The sequence below is a fragment of the Marinobacter halophilus genome (genome assembly GCF_003007685.1).
Taxonomy (GTDB): domain Bacteria; phylum Pseudomonadota; class Gammaproteobacteria; order Pseudomonadales; family Oleiphilaceae; genus Marinobacter; species Marinobacter halophilus.
The window spans coordinates 60,810-86,529 of sequence record NZ_PXNN01000009.1 but is presented as its reverse complement, the minus strand read 5'-3'; the positions used below and the strand labels follow the sequence as shown (position 1 = coordinate 86,529).

Annotated in this window: 22 protein-coding genes and 1 riboswitch; of the genes, 11 read left to right on the top strand and 11 right to left on the bottom strand. The window is 55.8% G+C overall.

The window, feature by feature from the left end; translation table 11 throughout:
• Positions 1-24: 24 nt before the first annotated feature.
• From C7H08_RS05900 to C7H08_RS05885, 3 genes are all read right to left on the bottom strand, one after another.
• Positions 25-1,221: a class I SAM-dependent rRNA methyltransferase gene (locus C7H08_RS05900; protein WP_106670817.1), complete on the bottom strand. Its 1,197-nt coding sequence runs from the start codon at positions 1,219-1,221 to the stop codon at positions 25-27.
• Positions 1,222-1,413: 192 nt separating this feature from the next.
• Complete coding sequence (gcvH, locus tag C7H08_RS05890; protein ID WP_106670815.1) at positions 1,414-1,806, bottom strand: glycine cleavage system protein GcvH; 393 nt, start codon at positions 1,804-1,806, stop codon at positions 1,414-1,416.
• Between the two features lie 47 nt (positions 1,807-1,853).
• On the bottom strand, positions 1,854-2,744 hold the full coding sequence (locus tag C7H08_RS05885) for a LysR family transcriptional regulator (protein ID WP_106670814.1): 891 nt from the start codon (positions 2,742-2,744) through the stop codon (positions 1,854-1,856).
• Between the two features lie 114 nt (positions 2,745-2,858).
• On the opposite strand from C7H08_RS05885, the gene metE reads away from it, so the two are divergent.
• On the top strand, positions 2,859-5,129 hold the full coding sequence (gene metE / locus C7H08_RS05880) for a 5-methyltetrahydropteroyltriglutamate--homocysteine S-methyltransferase (protein WP_106670813.1): 2,271 nt from the start codon (positions 2,859-2,861) through the stop codon (positions 5,127-5,129).
• A 69-nt stretch (positions 5,130-5,198) separates the two neighbouring features.
• Here the strand turns inward: metE and C7H08_RS05875 are convergent, their stop codons facing one another.
• The 6 genes from C7H08_RS05875 to thiC form a co-directional block, all read right to left on the bottom strand.
• Positions 5,199-5,798, bottom strand: coding sequence for a DUF2931 family protein (locus C7H08_RS05875; protein ID WP_106670812.1), 600 nt, complete (start codon positions 5,796-5,798; stop codon positions 5,199-5,201).
• A gap of 9 nt (positions 5,799-5,807) precedes the next feature.
• A complete protein-coding gene (locus C7H08_RS05870) occupies positions 5,808-7,877 on the bottom strand; it encodes a T6SS phospholipase effector Tle1-like catalytic domain-containing protein (protein WP_106670811.1) in 2,070 nt (689 codons plus the stop codon).
• Positions 7,878-8,030: 153 nt separating this feature from the next.
• The gene (cpdA, locus tag C7H08_RS05865) at positions 8,031-8,837 is read right to left on the bottom strand and encodes a 3',5'-cyclic-AMP phosphodiesterase (protein ID WP_106670896.1); all 807 of its coding nucleotides are present in this window, start codon (positions 8,835-8,837) and stop codon (positions 8,031-8,033) included.
• 180 nt (positions 8,838-9,017) lie between these two features.
• Complete coding sequence (locus C7H08_RS05860) at positions 9,018-9,503, bottom strand: DUF1249 domain-containing protein (RefSeq protein ID WP_106670810.1); 486 nt, start codon at positions 9,501-9,503, stop codon at positions 9,018-9,020.
• Complete coding sequence (locus C7H08_RS05855) at positions 9,500-10,120, bottom strand: NUDIX domain-containing protein (RefSeq protein WP_106670809.1); 621 nt, start codon at positions 10,118-10,120, stop codon at positions 9,500-9,502. The genes C7H08_RS05860 and C7H08_RS05855 overlap by 4 nt, the downstream gene beginning before the upstream one ends.
• A 185-nt stretch (positions 10,121-10,305) precedes the next feature.
• Positions 10,306-12,183 carry a phosphomethylpyrimidine synthase ThiC gene (gene thiC / locus C7H08_RS05850; RefSeq protein WP_106670808.1) on the bottom strand — a complete coding sequence of 626 codons (1,878 nt, stop codon included), beginning with the start codon at positions 12,181-12,183 and terminating at the stop codon, positions 10,306-10,308.
• 83 nt (positions 12,184-12,266) lie between these two features.
• A riboswitch (TPP riboswitch) is annotated at positions 12,267-12,380 on the bottom strand.
• Between the two features lie 185 nt (positions 12,381-12,565).
• Here thiC and C7H08_RS05845 point away from each other — a divergent pair.
• Complete coding sequence (locus C7H08_RS05845; RefSeq protein ID WP_106670807.1) at positions 12,566-13,927, top strand: TolC family outer membrane protein; 1,362 nt, start codon at positions 12,566-12,568, stop codon at positions 13,925-13,927.
• A gap of 46 nt (positions 13,928-13,973) precedes the next feature.
• On the opposite strand, the gene waaA is transcribed toward C7H08_RS05845, so the two are convergent.
• Positions 13,974-15,227 carry a lipid IV(A) 3-deoxy-D-manno-octulosonic acid transferase gene (gene waaA / locus C7H08_RS05840; protein ID WP_106670806.1) on the bottom strand — a complete coding sequence of 418 codons (1,254 nt, stop codon included), beginning with the start codon at positions 15,225-15,227 and terminating at the stop codon, positions 13,974-13,976.
• A gap of 101 nt (positions 15,228-15,328) precedes the next feature.
• Between waaA and lpxL the strand changes: the two genes are divergently transcribed.
• Genes lpxL through C7H08_RS05820 form a run of 4 tightly spaced genes read left to right on the top strand, consistent with a single transcriptional unit; the run spans position 15,329 to position 19,367 of the window.
• Entirely contained in the window at positions 15,329-16,291 is a 963-nt protein-coding gene (gene lpxL / locus C7H08_RS05835) for an LpxL/LpxP family Kdo(2)-lipid IV(A) lauroyl/palmitoleoyl acyltransferase (RefSeq protein ID WP_227663427.1), read from the top strand.
• Between the two features lie 3 nt (positions 16,292-16,294).
• Positions 16,295-17,257, top strand: a complete 963-nt coding sequence (locus C7H08_RS05830; RefSeq protein WP_106670805.1) for a mitochondrial fission ELM1 family protein — start codon at positions 16,295-16,297, stop codon at positions 17,255-17,257.
• Positions 17,254-18,372 carry a glycosyltransferase family 4 protein gene (locus tag C7H08_RS05825; RefSeq protein ID WP_106670804.1) on the top strand — a complete coding sequence of 373 codons (1,119 nt, stop codon included), beginning with the start codon at positions 17,254-17,256 and terminating at the stop codon, positions 18,370-18,372. The genes C7H08_RS05830 and C7H08_RS05825 overlap by 4 nt, the downstream gene beginning before the upstream one ends.
• A complete protein-coding gene (locus C7H08_RS05820) occupies positions 18,369-19,367 on the top strand; it encodes a glycosyltransferase (RefSeq protein WP_106670803.1) in 999 nt (332 codons plus the stop codon). Before C7H08_RS05825 ends, C7H08_RS05820 begins: the two co-directional genes overlap by 4 nt.
• On the opposite strand, the gene C7H08_RS05815 is transcribed toward C7H08_RS05820, so the two are convergent.
• Positions 19,343-20,179 carry a glycosyltransferase family 2 protein gene (locus C7H08_RS05815; protein ID WP_227663428.1) on the bottom strand — a complete coding sequence of 279 codons (837 nt, stop codon included), beginning with the start codon at positions 20,177-20,179 and terminating at the stop codon, positions 19,343-19,345. The two genes, C7H08_RS05820 and C7H08_RS05815, sit on opposite strands and share 25 nt — an antisense overlap.
• Positions 20,180-20,274: 95 nt before the next feature.
• Between C7H08_RS05815 and C7H08_RS05810 the strand changes: the two genes are divergently transcribed.
• The 5 genes from C7H08_RS05810 to C7H08_RS05790 all read left to right on the top strand — a co-directional run bounded on the left by C7H08_RS05810 (position 20,275) and on the right by C7H08_RS05790 (position 25,718).
• The gene (locus C7H08_RS05810; protein WP_106670801.1) at positions 20,275-21,696 is read left to right on the top strand and encodes a mannose-1-phosphate guanylyltransferase/mannose-6-phosphate isomerase; all 1,422 of its coding nucleotides are present in this window, start codon (positions 20,275-20,277) and stop codon (positions 21,694-21,696) included.
• A 40-nt stretch (positions 21,697-21,736) separates the two neighbouring features.
• Positions 21,737-22,579 carry a glycosyltransferase family 2 protein gene (locus C7H08_RS05805; protein ID WP_106670800.1) on the top strand — a complete coding sequence of 281 codons (843 nt, stop codon included), beginning with the start codon at positions 21,737-21,739 and terminating at the stop codon, positions 22,577-22,579.
• Positions 22,576-23,496 (top strand): glycosyltransferase family A protein, encoded by a 921-nt coding sequence (locus tag C7H08_RS05800; protein ID WP_106670799.1) that lies wholly within the window; start codon positions 22,576-22,578, stop codon positions 23,494-23,496. Before C7H08_RS05805 ends, C7H08_RS05800 begins: the two co-directional genes overlap by 4 nt.
• Before the next feature lie 30 nt (positions 23,497-23,526).
• Entirely contained in the window at positions 23,527-24,441 is a 915-nt protein-coding gene (locus C7H08_RS05795; protein WP_106670798.1) for a glycosyltransferase family 2 protein, read from the top strand.
• A 62-nt stretch (positions 24,442-24,503) separates the two neighbouring features.
• Positions 24,504-25,718: a hypothetical protein gene (locus C7H08_RS05790; RefSeq protein WP_133169821.1), complete on the top strand. Its 1,215-nt coding sequence runs from the start codon at positions 24,504-24,506 to the stop codon at positions 25,716-25,718.
• Positions 25,719-25,720 lie beyond the last annotated feature (2 nt).

The window sequence follows — 25,720 nt, the reverse complement described above, 5'->3', positions numbered from 1 at the left end:
CAGCCCCCTTTGTAGCCTGCGACCTTACATGAACCCGGTCAGCGAGCGCACAAAGCAGGATTTGATGTAATCCGTTTCCGGAATACCCGGCACAATCGGATGATCCGGCGCCTGATGGCCTTGCTCCAGCAGCTGCACAAAGCGGTCAATCTTGCGGCCGCTGCCGCGAATAATGTCGATCAGTTTTTCCTGAGACAGATGCATGGAGCAAGACGCCGACACCAGCAGCCCGTCACGCTCAAGTAGCCGCAAACCCAACTGGTTCAAACGCGCATAAGCCTGCTCTCCGGCTTTCTGATCGCGACGGCGCGGAATCAGCGCGGGCGGGTCCAGCACCACGATGTCGAATTTTTCTTTCTCATCCGCCAGCGCTTTCAGGGCATCAAAGGCATCGCCTTCGAGGGTTTCCACGTTCTCCAGACCGTTCAGCCTGGCGTTGTGGTGCACCGCATCCACCGCCGCCGATGACGCATCCACACAGGTTACCTGAGACGCTCCGGCACACGCCGCCTGAATACCCCAGCCACCGACATAACTGAAGACATCTAGCACCCGCTTACCGGGCGCGTAGGCCTGCAGGCGCTGACGGTTCATCCGGTGATCATAAAACCACCCGGTCTTCTGCCCGCCCGCCAGCGGCACCTCGAACTGCGCGCCGTTCTCCTCAACCCGCAGAATATCGGTCTCCGGCCCATGGGCAAACTCCACGTAATCGGACAGCCCTTCCACCTTGCGCATCTTGCCGTCGTTCTTCAACACCACCACCCGAGGATGCGCCAACCGCTGCACCGCCCGGACAATCGCGTCTTTCATCTGCTCCATGCCGGCGGTGGAAATCTGCACCACCACCACATCGTCAAACCGATCCACCACAAGGCCCGACAAACCATCGCCGTCACCGAACACCCAGCGGTAAAACGGCTTGTGGAACAACCGCTCCCGAAGACTCAGTGCGGCCTCCATCCGATCCGTCAACCGCTTCGGCGTCATGCCATGATCAGCATCACGGCTAATCAGACGCCCGCAGATCAGCGCATGCGGATTAACAAACGCCACACCCATCGGTTTGTCGTTCGATGCCCTGACCTGCACCTGCGCGCCAGGCTCAAACCTTGGCAGCGGGCTACGGTGGGCATCCACTTCATTACTGTAAACCCACAAATGGCCAGCACGAAGGCGGCGTTCTGCGCCTTTGCGCAAATAGAGAATCGGAAAATCCATTAATTTGTCACCTGAGGAAAGTTTGGAGCCAGAGGCTTTAAGGCGGCCAGCAACATGTTCAGAGCGTGGCACCGGGGAAGGTTTCCAAAACCTTGCGGAGCCATGGATGGCGGAGCAGAGCGTACAGGGAAGTATTCACAGCGTGTTTTGGAAACCTTCCCCGGTGCCATGCCCGCACCACAAGGCAAAATACTAAGCCTCGGCAGCGACATGCTCACCGTAAGCCGCAGCATCCATCAGGCCGTCGAGCTCACCGGCATCCGCCAGCTTCACCCGGAACATCCAACCATCGCCATAAGGATCTTCATTCACAATCTCCGGCTCATCCTCCAGCTTCTCATTCACCTCGATGACCTCACCGGTCACCGGGCTGAACACATCCGAAGCGGACTTCACCGACTCGGCCACACCCGCTTCCTCACCACCGTTAACGGTAACGCCCACCTCAGGCACCCCGATGTACACCACATCGCCCAACTGCTCCTGGGCAAAGTCAGTAATGCCCACCGTGGCCGTGCCATCGGCATCCACTCGAACCCACTGGTGAGTTTCAAGGTACTTCAGATCCGCCGGAATTTCGCTCATGTCTTGTGTGTCCTGTGAAAACTTTTCGCGCAGTTTAACCGAACAGATTAGTTCCAGCGAATGCTTCGAGCCAGCTTCATGAACGCGACCAGATAATCCACCTCCGAATCACGCTCCCGAAAGCCCAGAAAGATCTGTTTAGGCATGCCCTGCCTGCCCAGCCGCAACGCCGTCACCGGCATTTTCTGGGCGTACTCATCCACCAACCAGCGCGGCAACGCCGACACACCGCGACCCGCCGCCACCATCTGCAGCATGATATCCGTAGTCTCAATGGTTTTATGGCGGGCCGGGGCCGCGTGAGCCGGCAAGAAAAACCGGGTGAAGATATCCAGCCGCTCCGGCGCCACCGGATAGGTGATCAGGGTTTCTTTTTCCAACTGACCCGGTTCCACCCAGGCTTCCCCCGCCAGCGGATGCCCCTGCGCCACCACCAGCACCTGCTCATAATCAAACACCGGCTCAAAGCGCACACCGGGGCGATGCAACGGATCCGGCGTGACCAGCAAATCAATGTCGTGGCCAAACAAGGCACCCATGCCACCGAACTGGAACTCCTGTTTTACGTCCACATCCACATCCGGCCATTGCTGCAAATACGGCCCCACCACTTTCAGCAGCCATTGATAACAGGGGTGGCACTCCATGCCCACTCGCAGGCTGCCGCGCTGGCCTTTGGCCACCTGTCCGACCAGCATTTCCGCATGCTCGAACTGAGGCAGCAGCCGATTGGCCAGATTCAGCAACTGCTCGCCCGCCTGAGTGAACCGCAACTGCCGCCCCTCTCTGAGCCATACCGGCGTACCCAGCTGTTGCTCCAGCTTGCGAATGGCGTGGCTCAGGGCGGATTGGGTCAGATGCAGCTGCTCTGCGGCGGCCGTCAGCGAACCCTGGCGCTCGACCGCCCGAAAGATTTCGAGATGACTTCGCTCAATCATGGAACACCTGTGAATATTTCTCATGGTTAGTTGAGATAATACCATTTTTATTCATTCAGTCACCGGAATAACCTTGTCCGCCTACCCACACCGACAACACCGAAGGGCATACTCATGGTGACCACACACAACCTTGGCTTTCCGCGCATCGGCGGCCAACGGGAACTGAAATTTGCATTGGAAGACTACTGGGCTGGCCGGCAAACCGAGCAGGAGCTGGCAATTACCGCCGCCGATCTGCGTCGCCGCCACTGGCAACAGCAGGCCAAGCTGGATTTTGCACCGGTTGGCGAGTTCTCCTTGTACGACCAGGTGCTGGACATGTCGGTCACTCTGGGCAACTTGCCCGCGCGAGTCGCAGACAAAGAAGGTTCGGAACTGGACGCTTACTTTCGCGCCGCCCGCGGCCGTGGTGCCAACGACAGCCCTTGCTGCGCCACCGCCGCCGGTGAGATGACCAAATGGTTCGATACCAACTACCACTACATCGTGCCGGAGTTCAGCGCCGATACCCGGTTTGAACTCAATCCCGAGCGCTTGTTGAACCAACTGGCCGAAGCCCGGGCACAGGGCGTGCAAGCCAAGCCGGTGATCATCGGCCCGGTCACCTATTTATGGTTGGGCAAAACCTCCGATGGCAGCAATCGCCTGGATCTGCTGGAACGGTTGCTGCCCGCGTACGCCCAACTGCTGGACATCCTGGCCGATGCCGGCGCCGACTGGGTGCAGATAGATGAGCCCGCGCTGGTAACAGAACTGGACGCCAACTGGCGCTATGCATTCAATCTGGCCTACCACCAGCTCAAGAGCAACCGCCCCAAGCTGTTGCTCGCCTCCTACTTCGGCGAACTCCGGGGCAACCTACAGCTGGCGTGCGAGCTGCCGGTAGCTGGCATTCATCTGGACGCGGTGAGCGCCCCGGATGAAGTCAATCGCATTGCGGATTGGCTACCCAGCCATAAAGTGCTGTCATTAGGGGTGATCAATGGCCGCAACATCTGGAAATCCGATCTCACCAAAATTCTGGATTGGCTTGAACCGGTACATGACAAACTTGGCGATCGCCTGTGGCTGGCACCTTCTTGCTCGTTACTGCATGTGCCGGTGGACGTAACACCGGAAACCGAACTGGACGTTGAAATCCGCAACTGGCTGGCTTTCGCCGTGCAAAAACTGGACGAACTGCAGGTGCTGGCGCAAGCCCTGAACGAAGGCCGCAAAGCCGTGCAGCAACCACTGGCGGCCAACCAACAAGCCATCGAGAGCCGGCGCCGTTCGGCCCGGGTAATCAATCCGGCGGTTCGGGCGGCGGTAGCTGAGATCACCACGGAAATGGGCAATCGTCAAAACCCCTACCCGCAACGCATTGCCCTGCAGCAACAAAAACTGCGATTGCCGGCCTTTCCGACCACCACCATCGGTTCCTTCCCGCAAACTCCGGAAATCCGCCAGGCGAGACTGCGTTTCCGGAAAGGTGAATTAGCCGCAAAGGACTACCTGGCGCAAATGCAGTCGGAGATTGCGCGCTGTATCCGCGAGCAGGAACGGCTCGGTTTGGATGTACTGGTGCATGGCGAGCCTGAACGCAACGACATGGTGGAATACTTCGGCGAACAACTGGACGGCTACGCCTTTACCCGCTTTGGCTGGGTGCAGTCTTATGGATCACGCTGCGTGAAGCCGCCCATCCTGTTTGGCGATATCCACCGGCCCAAGGCCATGACAGTGGCGTGGACTCGCTATGCCCAATCACTCACCGACAAGCCGGTAAAGGGCATGCTGACCGGCCCGGTAACAATTCTGAACTGGTCCTTCGTGCGGGATGACCAGCCCCGCAAGGATTCCTGCCTGCAACTGGCCCTGGCCATTCGGGAAGAAGTTCAGGACCTGGAAAAGGCGGGCGTGGACATCATCCAGATCGACGAAGCCGCCCTGCGCGAAGGCTTGCCTTTGCGCCAGTCCGACTGGGATACCTATCTGGACTGGACGATCAACAGTTTCCGCATTGCGGCAAACGGCGTACAGGACACCACCCAGATTCACACTCACATGTGCTATTCGGAGTTCAACGACATCATCAAAGCGATCGCCCACATGGACGCCGACGTGATCACCATCGAAACCTCACGATCGGACATGGAGCTGTTGGATGCGTTCAAAAACTTCGAATACCCGAACGACATCGGGCCTGGGGTGTACGACATTCACTCGCCCAATGTGCCGGGACAGCAACAGATCATCAAGCTGATGAAGCTGGCAGCTGAGCGAATTCCGGCGGCGCGGCTGTGGGTCAACCCGGACTGCGGCCTGAAAACCCGCAAATGGGAGGAAGTAACCCCGGCTCTGGAGGCCATGGTGGCGGCAGCGCAGGTATTGAGGGCCTGACACCAAGGAAATGGAGGGTGCGGCATTCGGGCCCACCCTTGATTACTCACTCATTCAGCTTGCGAGTACTTACCAGCCCTCCAGCGGCACTCCGTGCTCTTCCAAGTAGTCGCCATGGTCTTCGAGATAACTTTCCGTCAACACTGCAAAATCTTCAGGATCGCCCGGAACCTCAAGAGCAGGAACCCGCATCACTTCCACAGCATTCGATCGCTGGCTCATCATCCACATCACCACCTCGCCCCCTGGCGCCAACCCCAGAACTAAGGTGCTTCTTGGCTCAAAGCCTGAGGTTCCGTTCTGATAAGAGTGGTTTGTCGGCTCTCGCATGCGTTTCTGCAAATCCTGCGGCACCCGGATCATCGCTGAATAGTATTTTTGTTCTGACAACGAAAACCAATGTAATGCAATCAGGTTGGGAAAGGGGTCCATTTCCCCACCACCTCCTCGCGGTCCAAAAGGGCCACGCCAACAACAGGAAACACTCCCTACAGGAACACGCCAGCTACGTTCACCAGATTTTTCCAGGTGCATGTTAAGCACCCACATATCATAGTGCTGTGGCGCAGCAACGCCTACATACCAGGGAATATCCTCTTGTTTGAGAGTGCTGCAGCCAACAAACGCCAGGCACACAACAATTAAAATCAGTTTTCGAAAGACAGACATACCCATTCCTCAAGCATTGGGGTGAATAACGCGTTCGCCCGAAGCAGTTGGTGCGTTTGGACTGAAATTACGGCCAAAACGGAACGCAGTAAGCGCATCCCCTAACATGAACTTGAAGGGGTTATAGTTGGCGGAATAATGGGTATAGCGCTGCCGAATCAGGTTCTGCTGATTCTGGGTCAACGATGGACTATCAGCACCCGCAGCGATTTGCTCCAGAATTTGGCTCGTTACGGGCCCTAAATCATCGGGAACGCGGGCTGCATCACCGGCTGAGTCCACCTCCGTGAATGGCACGCCCACTTTTGTGGCCAGTTCATGCATGACTCTTAGCCCCACTCGGGAGTATTCGCCACGAACTTGACGAACCATTTTCAGCACCAACTCCACCCTCCCATCAGGGGCCGGATGAGCAGAGATGTTCTTAACAATGCTCAGGCTGGCACCTCCCCCCACACCAAGATCATGGTGAGTTGGATCGTATTCGTCCATCGATCCTACAGGCAAGCTAAAAGAGCCAATCCAGCCATCCGCTACCTTATGCCGTTTAAGGGCATTCAAGTTGTCCCATTGAATCGTTTGTTCCGGCCATCTAATCCGGTTAGCCGGGACTAAGTGGAAAGGGCTTACTAGCACCTCTTCAAGCTGGGTGGCCGGGTAGCCACCACCGATATCAGAATGGACGCCGGGCAAGGCTATTTCCCGAAAGTTTTCCGGAATACTCCCATCAGCGTTTCTAAGACTGCTCAGGGCAAAGTTTTCCCGATGCTCATCCGCCGCCATTATCTGTGCCGCGTATTTTACCTTTGAGGGATCAAGATAGACTCTTACTGGCTCATTTCGCCCATTACCCGGTCGCAAATCCAATGCCATGGGATTTATAACTGCTGCCACCGTATCGAAAAGCCCTACAAAACGAATAAGAACCTGGCCCGGCCAATCAATTCGCTGGCTTGCTAAGGCCCCGCCAAGCGCGCCGCCGTCACCTAAGAGAATTTCATGTGCTGCATGGCGGGCCGCAGCAGCGCCTCGACTGAAGCCAAACAAATCAAAAGTCAAAGTTTTTATCGAGCCAGCAAGTTCCAACTCATCGATCCGAACAGCTACCCTGGAGAAGGTTTTCTCCACCTGGCTGATAATTCCAGTTTCTCCCATCCCGGTCGCTGCACCTATCAGAGAATCACCTTCACCCGTCTTTGTTCCTACTCCGGCGGTATACACCCAAAGTCGATGAATAATTTTACTTCCAATAACCTCGCTCGACTCAACGTACATATCTGCCAGTTTCGCCACGTTACTCGGAGCATTGCCATAACTCCCGCCCATCATTAAGCCCAACTGATAGGAACACTCTTCTTTTGAGATAGTCCCTTGCCGATAGGATTCAACACATTGATCGGCCGCACGCTCTTCCAGCTCCCGGGAGTTATCCGCATTATTGAGGGTACCATCGGTAAACAGTCCGATTTCCAAGTGGATTTCAGGAAGAGAATCACTGGTTCGTGGTTCGACCACAGAAAGGGTCAAAGGCATCAGATTTTGATGAGACATGCTTTTTGACCGAGCGGCCTGACCGTGTTGCTGGGGATCCTCTTCACGCTGCCTTAGCCGATACTCCACATCAAACCGGGTTGCCCCCAGGTGGCCCACGCCGCCTATGCGCTGCGCAGTCAATTGTTGGGGCGTAATGCCGTGCCGGTTCAGTTCGTCCACACTGCGGCGTAACTCGGAGCTGGCTCCACTCTGACCTGCTACCCAGCGCCCGGCCCCTTCACCAGACTCTTGCCAGCAAACCACCGGATCAGAGGGCTCACCGTCACAGGCTTCGAAGACGAGCCATAATGCTCGATCGTCAATCCGGCGCACCACTTCATCAATCAGCGCAGCCTGGTTATATCTGGAGGCGCGACCACCCCCTTGAAGCGCAACGCTTCGCCCGAGCAGGCGCTCAAGATCAACTTTATTGGCATTGTGACTGTTGTCGAGAATCAGGCTTCGGGCTTTCGAAGCGGCAAAGAAAGGGGATTCCAGCCTGGGCAGGTCTGCGGCAAGCAGGTCCCAGCTTCGTACAATTTTCATGGCTCGTCATCCGTTGACTGAGGCTAATCATCCTTGTGAAACCACATTCACAGCGAATCAATGGTAGCAAATCGGCCATCAAAAACAGTGACCTGCATTCCATTGGCAGACCAGAGATTCGCTGACGGTTTGTGTGTGGGGGGGGAGGCTGCGTCAGTACCCGGTACTTTTCTCGTCCAGATCGAATTCGAACTGATTCGCCCGACGGACCTCCGTGGTGAAGCTGCCAGAAGTGTCCAGCTCGAACCAGCGATAACCAGGCGCTAGCGGCTCTACCGCGAACTTGCGGGAATCCGTGGCGAACTGGATGCAGGTCGACGGCGTGGCCAGGAGTTGAACGCCGTTCCGTTGTTGTTGAAGCTCCTGATGGATATGCCCCCAAAGCACAACCTTCACTTGGGGGTGCTTATCGATAACTCCCCAGAATTCGTCGCGGTTGGTCAACCCGATGTTTTCCATCCAGTCCGCGCCAATATCCACGGGATGGTGATGCAGGCAGATCATGGCGGGGAGATCAGGCTGTTCTGAGAGCGCGCGATCGAGGAAGTCGAGTTCACCCGAGGCCAACTCACCGAACACTTTGCCATGTACTGAAGAATCGAGCATCAAAAAATGCCAGCCGCCCTGCACCCTTTGGCGCTGGCGTGACTGAAACTCTTCGGCAATCGCACTCATCAGGGCAGAGTCGTCATGATTTCCCGCGATCCAGAGGGCGGGACAATCAAAAGCCGCCAGTTGTTGGCCGAGATATCGATAGGCTTCAGCGGACGCGTCCTGAGCAAGATCACCGGTCGCCAGAATCAGATCCGGCTGACCGTGGGCCCGAAGCACCTCATCGATCACGGCGGCCAGGCTGTCACGGGTGTTCACGCCCAGCAACGCGCCATCTGCCGACGCCATCAGGTGTGGGTCGGTCAACTGCAGCACCCGTAATGGGCGTTGGAATTCAGAGTTGGTCATGCAGGCCCTGTTGTTGTCCATTGCAACCAGTTGAAATAACTGACAAGTGTACGACGGCTGAGTTCAGTTTAATCATTCCTGAATGGAAGATAAGTCACATTCTGACCAGCTTCACCAAATATTTTGCAGTATTTGACAACCAAGGTGCAGGGAACCCGCGCCCGCCAGGTAAATCGCAGCTCAGTCGACACCCTGTCCGGCAGTCCAGGCGGCGTGCTCCATGGGCAGGTGACCAAAGCGCAGACAATAGTCCAGCCAATCGGCGAGAAAGCCATTTACCTGAACCTTCTCATCCGGATGGTGCATGAACCGGTTCGGGTAATCGTTCACCGGCGCGATTTGTCGGTGCCGGTAGCAACTGATGACTTCCGCCATGGCGGCATCATGGTAAACGCGAACGGTCATGCGAGGGTTGTTGAGCCAGCGGCCGCTGTTATGGACCTGCTCCAACAACAGGGTTTCGGTGAACCTGGCCGTTTGCAGCACTTCAATTCGCACCCGACCCAGGTACTGATGTTCCCGGTGCAGCTCAATTTCACACACCGGCTGACCATCCACTTCCAACTTGCGCAGCTTACGCAAGCGCTGGTAATTGCCATCGCACAATGCCCCTAACTGGCGCAGGTCCGGCACGTAGGACTTTGGCCGCTTCACCCACTCGGTCATGCCCGCCACTCCCGGCGCAACCTGTCCCGGTTCAGTTGCAGCCACTGGATGGCGATGATGGCGGCGGCGTTGTTGATGCGGCCGTCGGCAATCATCGCGAAGGTATCGTCGGCGGAGACCACGTGAGACAGGATGTCTTCGTGCTCGTGCTCCACACCAAACACACCGCCTGCATCGGCAGTGCTGACCTGGCCGCAATAGAGATGGATCATTTCAGTGGTGCCACCGGGGGATACCAGGTAATCACAGATTTTATCGAGACGACTGAAGCTCAGACCCGCTTCTTCCTGGCCCTCGCGTTGGGCAACTTCTTCCGGGCTTTCGCCGTCTTCGTTCATGCCGGCCACAAGTTCGAGCAGCCAGGGCGACTGGTTGCGGCCAAGCGCACCGAGCCGGAACTGTTCCAGCAACACCACCTGGTCCCGCTCCGGGTCATAGGGGAGCACGCAGGTGGCGTCGCCGCGAATGAATAGCTCACGGGTAAAGGTGGGCATGTCTCCGCCATCAAAGCGCGGGTGGGTCAGCCAGAGCTTGTCCATGCGGAAGAAGCCCTGGAACACGGTTTCGCGCTTTTCGATGTTGACGTCGCTGGCATTGAACTGGAACGGTTTCGGCATTGATGCTTCCGGTTTTGATTTCGGTTTTGAACGATAGCCGGAACCACGGCAGGGGTGCAAGTTACAGCCCCAAGCCTTCTGCGCTAGGTGCTATGCAGCCATTGGGGGTGGCCTTGTTCAGAAAACGGCCACCACCCCGGCTCTGAGCACCCAGTCAGAAGGCTAGGTGATCGAAAACACCCAACTCAAACCTTGTCGTAAAGCTTCGAGCCGGACGTCACGAACTCCCGCGATTTGGCCTGCATGCCAGCATCAATCGCCGACACCTCGTCGATGCCGTGCTCCGCTGCGTAATCCCGCACTTCCTGCGAGATCTTCATGGAGCAGAACTTGGGGCCGCACATGGAGCAGAAGTGCGCCACCTTGGCGGAATCCTTGGGCAAGGTTTCGTCGTGGTAGGCACGGGCCGTGTCCGGGTCCAGGGCAAGGTTGAACTGGTCTTCCCAGCGGAACTCGAAACGGGCCTTAGACAACGCATTGTCGCGGATCTGGGCGCCGGGATGGCCCTTTGCGAGATCCGCAGCGTGCGCGGCGATCTTGTAGGTGATGATCCCGGTTTTGACATCGTCCTTGTTGGGCAGGCCCAGATGCTCTTTTGGCGTCACATAACAGAGCATGGCGCAACCAAACCAGCCGATCATCGCCGCACCAATGCCCGACGTGATGTGATCGTAGCCCGGAGCGATGTCGGTGGTCAGCGGGCCAAGGGTGTAGAACGGCGCTTCGTCACAGCATTCCAGCTGCTTGTCCATGTTCTCTTTGATCAGATGCATGGGCACATGGCCCGGGCCTTCGATCATGCACTGGACATCGTGCTTCCAGGCAATCTTGGTGAGCTCACCCAGGGTTTCCAGTTCACCGAACTGGGCGGCATCGTTGGCATCGGCGATGGAGCCGGGGCGCAGGCCGTCGCCGAGGCTGAACGATACATCGTAGGCCTTCATGATTTCGCAGATGTCTTCAAAGTGCTCGTACAGAAAGCTCTCTTGATGGTGCGCCAGGCACCACTTGGCCATGATCGAGCCACCGCGGGAGACAATCCCGGTGGTGCGTTTGGCGGTCATGGGCACATGGTGCAAGCGTACGCCGGCGTGGATGGTGAAGTAATCCACGCCCTGCTCCGCTTGTTCGATCAGGGTGTCGCGAAAGATTTCCCAGGTCAGGTCTTCGGCCACACCGCCGACTTTTTCCAAGGCCTGATAGATGGGCACGGTGCCGATGGGTACCGGCGAGTTACGGATGATCCACTCACGGGTCTCGTGAATGTTCTTGCCGGTGGACAAGTCCATCACGGTGTCTGAGCCCCAACGGATACCCCAGGTGAGCTTCTCCACTTCTTCTTCGATGGACGAGGTCACCGCCGAGTTGCCGATGTTGCCGTTGATCTTCACCAGGAAGTTGCGACCGATGATCATCGGTTCAATTTCCGGGTGGTTGATGTTGGCCGGAATGATGGCGCGGCCGCGAGCAACTTCGTCCCGAACAAATTCCGGGGTGATTTCGTTCGGCAGACTGGCTCCGAACGACTGGCCCGGATGTTGATCATCCACCAGGCCCTGTTCGCGGGCTTCTTGTAGCTTCATATTTTCCCGGATGGCGATGTATTCCATTTCCGGGGTCACGATGCCCTGGCGGGCATAGTGCATCTGGCTGACGTTCTTGCCTGGCTTGGCCCTCAGCGGTTTGCGCTCGTCTATAAACCGGAGCGGGTCCAGCTGCGGGTCTTTCATGCGACGGCGGGTGAATTCGGAGGTGTAGCCGTCCAGATGCTCCACATCACCACGCTCGGCAATCCAGGCCACTCGGACCGGCGGCAAGCCTTTACGCAGGTCGATGGTTGCGTCCGGGTCGGAATAAGGACCGGAGGTGTCGTAAACCACCACCGGGGCGTTCTTTTCACCACCCAGTTCCGTGGGGGTGTCGCCCACAGTAATTTCCCGCATTGGCACGCGCAGATCGGCTCGGCTACCCTGCACGTAGATTTTTCGTGAGCTTGGTAATGGTTTGATTGCTGCTGAATCCACTGTCGCGGAATCGCTGAGGTAGGCTGGCAAGTCCGTCATGTTCTGCTCCCGGTGAGGTCTGATGTGTCGGGTCGCGTATGACGGAGCGGCGCCGGAGTAACCCATTTCGGGCCTTCTGGCACTGTTCATGTGGTCTTAATCCCTACGCCGGTATTATCCGGATCAGGTCGCGGGTTCTGCGATGCAATCTCAGCCAATCGCCGTTTTCTGGCGTATCAGCACCCCGTCAAGACGCGAAACTGTCTTGTCATGCTCATAAAATGAGAGACATTTGCAAGTGTAGAGGTGGGGGCGATTATTGTCCATAATGTCTAAACACTACCTTTTGGTCACGGCCGAAGCGCACCTTGCTGTGCACGCTGGCTTTTCGATTCCTGTGTCCAGATCACGGATGCCCGGAGATAGCTCGTCAGGAGAAACAATGAAAAAACGTTTACTTCCAGGGTTGATCACCCTGCTCGCAGCCCAGCCTGCCTTTTCTCTGGATCTGATGGAAACCTATGAAAAGGCGCTGTCTTACGACTCCGGCATCGCCTCGGCCATGGCCCAGTTCCAGGCTCAGCAGGCCGCCAGCGATGTCAGCAGAAGTTCTCTATTGCCGCAAATTGGCGCGTTTGCCGAGGCAAACCATACGGATTTTGACGCCAAAAACGGCCCGGGAGATAGCTATAAGTCTCTGAATTATGGCGTTCAGCTCACGCAGCCGATCTTTCGTGCTGACAATTGGTTTCGCTACGATGCCAGCCAGTTTCAGACCGAATCCGCACAGGCCCAATACAACCTGGCCCAACAGCAGCTGATTTTGGATGTGGCGACCGCCTACTTTAACGTGTTGCGCGCCCAGGATACCGTCACCACGGCCGGTGCCACCGAAGCGGCTATTCAGCGCCAGTATGAGCAGGCCCTGGAGCGCTTTGATGTGGGACTGATCGCCATTACCGAAGTGTATGAAGCCCGCGCAAGCTATGACGACAGCAAGAGCCAGCGTATTGCCGCCGAAAACCAGCTGAACGTAGCACGTGAGCAACTGGCCCGCCTGACCGGAGAATACGCGGAAGACCTTGAAAATCTTCGCGAAAACTTCCCATTAGGTCGCCCGGAACCGATGAATCCGAATGCCTGGGAAGCCACCGCTTTAGAACAGAACTGGTCTATTCTGTCTGCGATGTCACAATTGAATGTCAGCGAAGCGAACCTGAAAGTGGCCAAATCCGGGCACATGCCGACACTCGACTTAACCGCATCCTACGGTGAGTCAGAGCTTGATGGCTCAAAAACGCCCCAACAGGAAGGCACTCAAGGGGTCATCGGCCTGCAACTAAACGTGCCCCTTTACATGGGTGGTGGCACCCAGGCCGGTGTGCGCCAGCAACGGTCATTGGTTAACGTCGCAGAACAGGATCTAAACACCGTTCGTCGTGACGTGCGAGTGAACACCCGCAGCCTGTACCTGACCGTGAACAACAACGTGGAAACCGCCTCGGCCCTGGAGCAGACCATCATATCCCGCCGCAGCGCGCTGGACGCCACTCGCGCCGGTTATGATGTGGGTACCCGGAACATCGTGGAAGTGCTGGATGCGGAGCGAGCCTACTACGTCGCACTGCGGGATTACGCCAACGCCCGCTACGACTACGTCATCAATACCCTGCAACTGAAGCAGGCGGCCGGCACGTTAAGCCCGCAGGACCTGATCGATCTGAACAACTGGCTCAGCGCCAATGCCCGTGGCATTGAAGCCCTGGCAGAGCAGGAGCGCACGCTGGACTACCCGGCGCAATAAGCCGGGCACCGATCAGACGATACCGGGTGCCATCCGGCACCCGGTATTACAACCTTTCGATAATCCCGTCGACCACCCGGTCCAGCGCGCCGCGGTTTTTGTTAACTACCGCCAGCGCACGCTCGCCGTAGGCCTTGCACTCACCCGGATCAGCAAACAACCGACTCACCTCACGCACCACATCCTCTTTGCCTCTAACCAATTGAACACCGCCATCGGCCAGCAGGCGTTCGAAAATGGTTTCAAAATTGAATATATGCGGACCAGAAAACACCGGTATACCCCAGGCCGCCGGCTCCAACGGATTGTGCCCGCCCCGCTCGATCAGCGAGCCCCCCACAAAAGCCAGATCACTGACACCGTACAACATCATCAACTCGCCCATGGTGTCGCCCAGATAAACCTGGGCAGCGGCTGGGTCTTGCCCAAGTGACCGTCGAGCCAGCACAAAGCCCTGATCCTCTGCCATAGCGGCAACCGCATCGAAGCGGTCCGGGTGTCTTGGCACCACGATCAGCAGCGCCCTGGGATGGCTCTCAAGAATGCCTTGATGGGCCAGCAGCAACTGTTCATCTTCACCTGCGTGGGTACTGCCCGCTATCCAGACCGGCCGGGCACTGAGCGTCTGGCGGAAAGCGTCTGATGCGACCTGCACATCTTCCGGGATATCCACGTCAAACTTCACACTGCCAGTTACCTCTACATGGCTGGCTGCCACACCGATACGGCGGAACCGCTCAGCATCCCGTTCGGCCTGGGCAGCCACCCAACTAATACTATTCATGACCGGGCCCGCCAGCCCCCTTACCCGTTCATAACCCCGGGCCGAACGCTCCGACAGCCGGGCGTTGATTAAAAACACCGGCACTCGCCTGCGGCGACACTGGCGGATCATATTGGGCCAGATTTCAGTTTCCAGGATGACCAGAATGCGGGGATTGATGCGACCGAGAAAGCGGCGAATGCTCCCGGGTGTATCGTATGGGGCGTAGGCATAGGTTACTCTGTCACCAAACATCTTCCGGGCCTGGGCCAGGCCGGTGTCGGTCATGGCCGTCATCAGAATGGTGGCACCGAGATCACGAGCCAGCAGCCGGCGCACCAGAGGGCCGGCTGCGATGGTTTCGCCCACAGACACAGCGTGCACCCAGATCACCGGACCGGAAATTTCTGGAATAATGCCAAGGCGGTGCTGCCAGTCCTGCCGCAGCGCCGGAGCTTTGCGGCCCTGCCACCAGAGTCGGATCAGAATGAACGGCAGGGCCAGGCGGATAAGCTGGGAATAGATAAACTGTAACACGCAGGACTCCCGGCAAAACAGTGCGTTATCATAGTGCGAAATTTGACGAGGGCTGCATCTTGCCCCCGGGTTACATGTTTGTCGATGCAGGATTCACGATTTTGAAAAAGAAGTACCGCAAACAGCCAAGAAATACCGACTTCTCAGCTTACCGCCATCCACGCTGGTGGCCAACCTGGCTGGGCATTGCTCTGATGTGGCTGGCAGCCCAGTTGCCCATCCGCGGACAGTGGTGGCTGGGCAAGATGATCGGGCTGCTGGCCTGGAAACTGGCCAAAAGCCGGCGGCACATCACCGAAGTCAACATCCGGCTGTGCTTTCCGGAATTGAACCAACAACAGCAGGCGGCTCTGGTGCGTAACAGCTTTATTGCCAATGGCATCGGCCTTATGGAAATTGGCATCGCCTGGTTTCGGGACCCGGCCAAACTGAACAGTATCACCCGGGTTCATGGCCTCGAGCATTACCACAAAGCGCTGGAGGCCGGTCAGGGTGTATTGTTGCTGGGTGGTCACTACAGCACGCTGGACCTGGGAGGCAGTTTAGTAACGGAGCACATTGAGGCGGATGTGATGCAGCGGGATCACAACAACCCTCTGATGAACGCCGTAATGACCCGGGCCCGGGGCCGTCGATACGGTAACGTGCTCGGATCAAAAGACCTTCGCGGTCTGTTCCGAAGCCTGAAAAAGAACCGGGCCGTATGGTACGCCACCGACCAGGATTACGGCCGCAAAGACATCGTGTTTGCACCATTTTTCGGGATCCCGACAGGCACCATTACTGCCACCTCCCGCATTGTAGAGCGCAGCGGTTGCAAAGTGGTGCCTTTCAGCCACTTCCGACGCGACGACCAACCCGGCTACGACATCTACTTTCAACCAGCGCTGGAGGACTTCCCGAGCGGTGACGACCTGCAAGATGCCACCCGCATCAATGCTGCAATTGAGCAGGAAGTCCGAAAGGCACCGGACCAGTACCTGTGGATGCACCGCCGCTTCAAAACCCGGCCTGACCACGATGACCCCGGATTTTACGGACGCAAGAAACAGGATAAAGGATAGACTGTGGGCAGAGACACGCAGGCGCCGGTTATCTGGCTGATCACCGATAACAAACCGGGCCACAAAAACCAGCTCAAGGGACTGAGCAACCGCTTGCGTGTGCTCACCGGGGCGAGCCAGTACTGGATTGATGCTGCCGGATATTCTGTGCCTGTGTGGCGCGCGCTGCTGGGCATCGCCCCGGCGATGGACACCACCCTGCCCCGGCCAGATCTGATTATCGCCGCCGGGACTGGTACTCATCGCCTGCTATTGGCGTTAAGACGGTTCCGTAAAGCCAAAACGCTGGTTCTGATGAAGCCCGCCTTCCCGCTTGGCTGGGTGGATGGCGCCATCATTCCCGCCCACGATGGCGTAAAACCCGGCCGCAGCGTTCTGCTGACCGAGGGTGTGATCAACGCCGTCACCCCCCTGGCAAGACTGACCAGCAAACCGGAAGCCCTGATCCTGGTGGGTGGCCCCTCCGAGCACTTCGACTGGGACGACGACGCCATTCTCTCTCAAGTCAGTGACCTGATTGCACGCTATCCCCAATGGCGCTGGACCATCAGCGACTCCCGGCGTACGCCAGCAACCACCACTGATCGGTTAGCCGAACTGCAAGGTCTGAAGATCTCGGTTGAGCAGCATAACCGAACACACGAAGACTGGCTCAACCACCAGCTGGCCGCCTCCCGGGCCGCTTGGGTAACCCCCGACAGCATGGCCATGGTGTGCGAAGCCGCCACCTCCGGTGTGCCCACCGGCCTACTGGAATTGCCCGCCCGCTCCGGCAGCCGGGTGGCCAAGGGCGTGCAGCGCCTGGCCGAACGAGGCCTGATTGCCCACTGGAGCGATCATGCCGCGGTCATGGCCGAGCAAAGTGACCGACACGAACGGCTGTGGGAGGCTGACCGGGCAGCGCGCTGGGTTGCGGGGCTTTGGCTCGGGAAAGATATGAAAAGCACAAAGGAGCCCCACCGTTGAAGATCCTTCAGGCCTTGCCCGCGCTTTACAGTGGCGGTGTGGAACGGGGTACCGTGGAATTCGCCGCCGAACTGGTCAAGCGTGGCCACGAATCTTTTGTGGTCTCCAACGGCGGCCCCATGGCCGAACAAGTTCGCGGCCAGGGTTCGACCCATATTCACATGCCCATCCACCGCAAAACACCGGCCTCTTTCGGGCAGATCCTGCCCATGCGCAAGCTGTTGCAGGAACTCAAGCCAGACATCGTTCATGTGCGTTCGCGCATGCCGGCATGGATTATCAACCTGGCCCTGAAAACCCTGCCGGCAGACCAGCAACCCGGCATTGTGTCGACCTTTCACGGCATGTACTCGGTGAACCCCTACAGCGCCATCATGGCCAAAGCCGACCATGTGATCGCGGTGTCCAATTGCGTTCGGGACTACGTGCTGAAAAATTTTATCCTGCCGGAAGACAAACTGACTGTGATCCAGCGTGGCGTCGACATTGACGCCTTCCGACACCGAGTTATCAACGACCAGTGGCTGGACATCCTGCTGTCCCGCTTCCCGCAGCTGGCCGGCAAAAAGATCATCATGATGCCCGGCCGCATTTCCCGCTGGAAAGGCCAACTGGACTACCTAGAAGTCATGGCACGCATCGTCTGCCAGCGCCCGGATTGCCACGGCATCATCGTCGGGGGCGCCGAGCCCGGCAAAGAGCGTTTCTTGCAGGAACTGGAGCGCGAACGCAGCCGGCTGGGGCTGACCGACACGGTTACCTTTTTGGGCCAGCGCAATGACATGACCAACCTGTACCTGTTCGCCGATGTGGTGTGCCACATGTCCACCAAACCGGAGCCTTTCGGGCGCACGGTCACCGAGGCGCTGGCGTCTGGCGCCCCGGTAGTGGCCTACAACCGGGGCGGCGCAGCGGAGACCTTGCAGGCCTGTTTCAAGGATGGGCTAGTGGCGCCGGATGATTCCGGGGCGTTTGCCAGTACCGTGCTGGCATTGCTGGACAAACCCCGGCCGGTCATTGAACTGCCGGATCGGTTTTTGTTGAAAGCACAGACGGAGGCGACATTGGCGATTTATGAAAGGGTACTCGCCCGAAAAGGCGCTCGACCCGCATGAAGATTCTCATGTTGATGCTTTCGGACAACCTCGGCGTCGGGGGTCTGGAGAAGCACACACGGGAACTGACCAAGGCGATGATCGCCCTGGACCACCAGGTGGAGGTAGCCGCGGCACCACAGCACCTGGAAGACCTTAAGGGCGTTACCTTCTATCCGGTAAATACCCGCCGCTCCCGCAACTCTCCGGCCCTGCTGCTAGCCATCCTGCGTATCATCCGGGCGGGAAACTACGACGTCTTGCACGCTCAAGGCACCAAAGCCGCCTTCGTTCTTCAGCGGCTTGCCCCTTTTACAAAGCGCCAGGTACGAGTGGCGACCATTCACGGCTTCAAGTCACGCTACCCAAAAGCGGACGCCTTTCATCAACTGATCGCAGTCAGTCAGGCGCTCGCCAACGACATAGCCCAGCCCGGCGTCACCGTCATCTACAACGGCGTATCGGTTACGCCTCAGGCGCCCGCCCGGCTTCCCGCTGGAACAAGGAGACCAGTTTGGTTGGCCGTTGGCAGATTGGCGCCGGTAAAGGGCTTCGACTTTCTCATCAACGCCTTCCAGTATTGCCCGGGAACACTGCTCATTGCCGGTGACGGGCCAGAGCAGCAGCGACTTGAAGAACTCATCAACTCAACCGGTCAATCGGACGCAGTCAAGCTGCTCGGCTTCCGTACAGACGTGCCCGCACTGATGGCGGCGGTAGATGGGGTGGTGATCAGCTCCGAAAGAGAGGGCTTTTCCTACGTATGCGCTGAAGCGCTTTTACTCGGCAAACCCGTCATTTCCACCGACGTACCCATTGCCAACGAATTTCTTCCAGAAAATCACATAATTCCAGCCGGCGCACCCCCAGAGGTATTTGCACGCCACCTCAACATCAACCTTGAAAACGCCTTCGCAGCTCAGGCAACTGCCCGGAAACGAGCCCAAACCGAGCTGACCATAGATGCCATGACAAAAACCACTATCCAGATCTATCGTGAGTGCTCAGAACGCTGAGATTTACCTTCCAAGCGCTCGATCATCTGCAACTCCTTGGCCTTCGCCAGTCGCATGAAGTTGCGATTTGCTGCCGTGATGGCGACACTGAAACCAAACCAGCCGTTCAATATCTGGCGGTGCACCAAGTAATACTTCAGGAATTTCAAAGGGAACTCCACCATCAAACGCGGCGTCGATATTCTTCTGCCCTTCTGCATCAGAAATCGAGCCTGTTCCGAAGATAGCTGACAGTATTTCTTCTCCATCTGCTCCAGAGAAATCAGCGTTCGATGCAACACATCGCCCTTAAGATCAAGCACTTTGCCTCGATGGACCCTGGGGCGATCGTCATTGCTGTTCGTTTCGGAATGAATCGCTGCTCGACTGCGATTGTATAACCTCAGAATCTTCTTGGTTTTGTCATGACGAAAGGGATGATCCGGATTCGGCTGTGACAGCACCCATCGCATACGAAATCCGGCTACATCCACCGGAGCCGGCTGGGAAAACAACGCCTGAATGTTCGTTACCAACTCATCTGAAAGCACTTCGTCAGCATCAAGATCCAACACCCAGTCATTGGCGCACAGACTGGCAGCATAAGCTTTCTGGCTAGCAAATCCCTCCCAGTCCCTATGCACCACACGAGCACCCGCAGATTCAGCTATTCTGCGGGTGCTGTCAGTACTACCCGAATCAACAACAATAATTTCATCCGCCCAGTCCTTAACTTTCTCGAGGGACTCCGGCAGCCGGTCTTCCTCGTTAAGCGTGATGTAGTAAACAGATAACGGTAATTTCATCGATAATGCCCGTAGCGCGGGTTCCACTCAGCCTGAGACGCTACAGAGTGGAATTTCCTGTGGTAAAATTCTGTAACTTAATAACGTCAATGCTGACCGAAAGCCACGTTTGGAGCAATTACATGATTCATCCCGTCATTATGGCCGGAGGCACCGGCTCCCGGCTTTGGCCGTTGTCCAGGCAACTGAACCCGAAACAGTTCCTGAAGCTGACGGATGATCACCTGTCTATGCTGCAGCTCACGGTTGCCCGGCTGGACGGCATGGAGTCTGCTGACCCGCTGCTGATTTGTAACGAAGAGCATCGTTTTCTGGCTGCAGAACAAATGCGCCAGGCGGGCTACAACGATGCGCGGATTATCCTAGAACCTTGCGGTCGTAATACCGCGCCAGCGATTGCGCTTGCGGCCCTGCAACTGGCCAAGGCTACCGGTGATGATTGTGACGACCCTCTGATGCTAGTGCTCGCAGCAGACCACCTGATTCAGAATGTAACCGCCTTCCAGCAAGGTATACAGAAAGCCGTTCCGCTGGCTCATCAAGGCAAGTTGGTCACTTTCGGAATTGTGCCGAGCCATGCGGAAACCGGCTATGGTTATATTCAACGCGGACAGGAACTCGAACAAGACAGTTACGGCGTTGATCGCTTCGTTGAAAAGCCGGATTTGGCCACGGCGCAGGACTATCTGGCCTCCGGCGACTACCTCTGGAACAGCGGTATGTTCATGTTCGGCGCGCGTCAGTACCTCGCGGAGCTCCAGAAGCATCGCCCGGAGATTCTGGCCATCTGCCAGGCGGCAGTGGATGACGCCGATGAAGATCTCCACTTCACCCGCATCAATGAAAGCATCTTTGCCGAATGCCCGGAGGATTCCATTGATTACGCCGTTATGGAGAAAACCAGCAACGCGGCGGTGGTAGCGCTAGATGCGGGCTGGAGCGACATTGGCTCCTGGTCTGCGCTTTGGGAAGTGTCAGAGAAAGACACGAACGGCAACAGCTTCGGCGGCGACGTCATCGCTCACGATACCGAGAGCACTCTGGTACGGGCTGAAAGCCGGCTGGTTGCCACCGTCGGAGTGAAGGACCTAATTATCATCGAAACCAAAGATGCCCTGCTGGTCGCCCACAAAGACAAGGTTCAGGACGTAAAAAAGGTCGTCGAGCGCATCAAAGGCGATGGCCGGCACGAGCACATGAATCACCGGGAGGTATACCGCCCCTGGGGTGTTTACGATTCCATCGACAATGGCAAGCGCTACCAGGTTAAACGCATTACTGTTAAACCCGGTGCCAAGTTATCGGTACAGATGCACCACCACCGGGCCGAGCACTGGGTTGTCGTAAGTGGCACCGCCAAGGTAACCAATGGGGAAAAAACCTATCTGGTAACCGAAAACCAGTCCACCTATATTCCCGTTGGCCAGGTTCACTCACTGGAGAATCCCGGTGTTATTGACCTTGAGCTGATTGAGGTACAATCCGGATCTTATCTTGGTGAAGATGACATTGTCCGGTTAGAGGACGTTTACGGCAGAAAATAGCCCATACAGACCTAAGCCATAAAGCACGCGAACCTTATCTATGAAGCTTTCCGTAATCATCAGCACCTACAACTCGCCGGAGTGGTTGGAAAAAGTCCTTTGGGGATACAGCATACAAACCCACAAGGATTTTGAAATCATCCTGGCTGACGATGGTTCAAAGGATGATACCCGACAGCTTATTGACCGAATGAGGGATGAGACCGACCTCAGCATTACACACGTGTGGCAGGAAGACGACGGGTTTCAGAAGTGCCGTATTCTTAACAAAGCCGTATTGGAAACGAAAACAGACTACCTGGTATTTACCGATGGAGACTGCATTCCGCGCCAGGATTTTCTGGAAGTGCACGCAACCGAAGCCAGGCCAGGGCGATACCTGTCTGGCAGCTATCACAAGCTACCGATGGCTACCAGCAAGGCTGTTACAAAGGATGACATTCTGTCCGGCCGCTGCTTTGAGTTATCTTGGCTCAAAGCGCATGGACTGAAACCCTCTTATAAAAACAGCAAGCTGACGGCCAACCGTTGGCAGGCACACCTGTTTAATGCTCTGACCCCGACACGATGCAGATTCAAAGGGTCTAATGGATCTGCCTGGAAGCGAGACGTTCTGGCGGTGAATGGTTTTGACGAAACTATGGCCTACGGTGGGGAAGATCGTGAGTTTGGCGTACGCCTGGTGAACCTTGGAATCAAACCCAAGCATGTGCGTTACAACGCGATTGTCATTCACCTGGACCACAAGCGAGGATATGTGGACCCAGCAACTGTAGAAGCCAACAAGCAACACAGAATTCAGGTTGATCAGCGGGGCATCACCCAAACCGCGCATGGGATAAGCTCACACATCGAAACTGACCCAGCTGGAGTCCACTCGTGATTTTTTTCGTCTTCTCATACAATCGAGGCCCCCACCTCAGAAACTGTATCGAATCCATCGAAACCTGCGCGCCGGGGCACAAGATTTTTGTTTACGACGATGCCAGTAATGATCCCGAAACCCAGCAGGTACTTAAGTACATCGCCCAGCGGCATGAAGTAAGAACCAGGGATGACAAAAAATCCGGAGACCAGCATGGTGCCCTCTATACCAACATGCAGAGAGCGATTGAGTCTGTAGAAGAAAAAACTCTGATCTGCTTCTTGCAAGACGACACGCAGCTGGTTCGCAAAATCGATGACCAGGACCTTGATTTCCTCGAGAGCCATTTTGAGAAGTTCCCCAATGCCGGTTTTCTGGCCCCCGTTTTTCAGAAACAAATCACGCGCCAGCGTACACTCGATCGCTTTGTTTACTGCGAAGATCGCGGCGTGTATGTGTGTGAACATAGAAGTAAAAAGCAGGTCGCCGGTGTCTACTACTCCGACATTTCCATAACCCGAAGCGACCGCCTTCGTTCAGTCAACTGGAAATTCGTACCGGGAGAATTTGAAAACGAACAGCAGGCAAAACAAAACTTTCTGGAAATGGGTTATCTTTTTGTACCCTTTGCGATGTGGCTACCGAACCCACCAGCCTACCGCAACAAGAAAAAAAGCTTCTCCTTTCAGCTTGCGGAATTTGTGAATAAGGCGGGGTTTTATCCGTTCCGGATTATGGAAAACAAGAATGTCGAAAAGCTCAGAAGCCGGCCGAAAAATCAGGTTCCAATCGCCGAGGATTATCTTACCGTTGCAGTTGATGGGCTGAGATCACCCTGGATTTACGATCCGCTCCGGCGTTACCGTCTTCTCCGAAAACTGGCAAAGCTTGAGACTTTCCTGAAACGTATAAAGACTCGAAAAGCCTCTAGTTAACTTATCAACCAACTGATCGCCAGACTTCATATGAACACCCGACTTCTATTTTGTATTTTCTCCTTCAACCGTGGTCGCTTCCTCGATCATTGCGTCAGTACCATCGAGAAAAGTGTGCCTAATGCAGATATTGCAATATTTGATGATGGCAGCAACGACGGCTATACCCAAGAGGTGCTTTCCCGACTGGCCGAAAAACATCAGATACTGCAGCCCGGAAACCAATCTACCCACAAGCTGGGTGGGCTCTACGGCAATATGCAATCAGCGTTGGAGTTTGCGGCAGACCGAAGTCTTGTTTGTTTTCTCCAGGATGACATGCAGGTTGTTCGTCCACTGGCTCCTGATGAGATTGCAAATTTTGCGCGTACGTTTGATGAGAATCCGAAACTAGCGTTTCTTCATCCATGTTTTTTGAAAGGGGTGAATCGCAGCAGAGATGAGGCCACCCTTAAGTTTGATCAGGGCAACCGGGTCTATCATCGTAAAGAAGATACTGGACAAAGCGCTGGTCATTACTTTTCTGCGGTTTTGATTACCCGCCCTTCCAGATTGATTGGTGCGGACTGGCAGTTTCGCAGAAACGAGCCAGAGAACGACCAGCAGGCAAGAGAACATTTCGAAAGGATAGGTCACCTTTTTGCCCCGTTCGCTATGTGGCTTCCTGAGGTGCCTGCGTATCGGGGCAAGCGAAAGACTTTGGCCTTGAGATTGGCTGAAAAAGCACGCGGATGCGGTCTTTTCCCCTATGGCATCATGACCGATAAGGACACCGAGGTATTACATGACAGAGCGCCAGACGTGCTTCCGTTTGCTGAAGATTTTCTGGAGTGTACAAATGGCGGCCTGAAAAAACCGTGGGGGTACTACCCTATGCAAGGGAGTCGTTGGCTCAAAAAACTGAATAGCCTGGAGTTGGCGCTCAGGCGCTTATTCAAGCTATAAGTTATTGGCGTTTACTCTTTGCAATGGATGTCAATAATTAGGTCTTTATGAGTCAGTTCGCTGTGGGTGACAATGACAAACCGATAATTCACCTCGTCGTGGTCGAGTTGCACCACCATAGTGAGTTAATTCGCAATATTGTAGATGTTTTGGGTAATGGCGCTTTCAGAATCTCAATTGTGACACTGCCGGGAATCTATAAAGATACCGGATTAACCGGAGCCGATGATAAAGCTTTCACGGCACATCTGAAGCCGCCGAAAGAGTCGGTAGGTTCATTTATCCTCCGAATGGCATCGGTGTTTGAATCTGCGGATATCCTATATTTCAATACGATTCGTCATTTTTGGGATGAACTGGCTCAAATTAAATCCTCAGCACCCTCCATTGTAAGAGTCCATAACGCACATTGTGACCTTGCTCCTTTCGAACATTTTGACAAGCCGCTATTGAATGTTTTCGGGATTATCTCCCACTTGGTTCGAAAGGTTTGGATTGGTGGCGAGTGGCGCTCGAAAAAGAAGTTGCTCAGGAAAATTGACTACTTCATGTTTCCCAATTTAGCCGTCACTGATTACGTAAAGAATAACAAATGGTTGCTATCTCATCGAGTTCTACCTCCAGTACTGCCGTTCGGGTTTCTTGGTGAGGCGTGCCCCGCTATTGCAAAAGGTGACGGAGAGGTTCGTATTGCCATCACTGGAAAAGTAACTAATGCGAAGAAAGATTTTGATCTAGTGTATAGGGCGCTCAAAGAGTGCTTGGGGCAATTGAACAAACCGGTCAGGCTGGTTTTGCTTGGCAAAGCTGCCGATAAGCAAGCGCAATCAGTAATAGCTAAACTCAAATCGCTGGATGACACCAAATTCTCTCTGGACTATAGCGAGAGCTACGTGCCGGCTGAAGTTTTTGAAGAAAAAGTTCGAGGAGTCGACTTTTTAGTGGCGCCTATCCAGGTCGATACCCACTTTCGCAAGTATCATGAGGTATACGGCAAAAGCAAAGCGTCTGGAGTTGACGTCGATATTCTTCTTTATAGGAAACCATCCCTGGTCATTTCTGGCTACCAGATGAGGGGCGCTCTCGATAGCGTTGTAGAATACTTCGAGCCAACCCCGTCATCGCTGGCTCAAATGCTTACCCGCTGGGTGAATGAAAGAACCTTCGAGCAGCTAGCTGATAAGTTCCAATATCTTCATGGCTACCAGCGTGACGCGATATCTAATGATTTCTATCAGCTCTGCCAAGACCTTATTCAAAGCCGTAAATCTTCGTAACT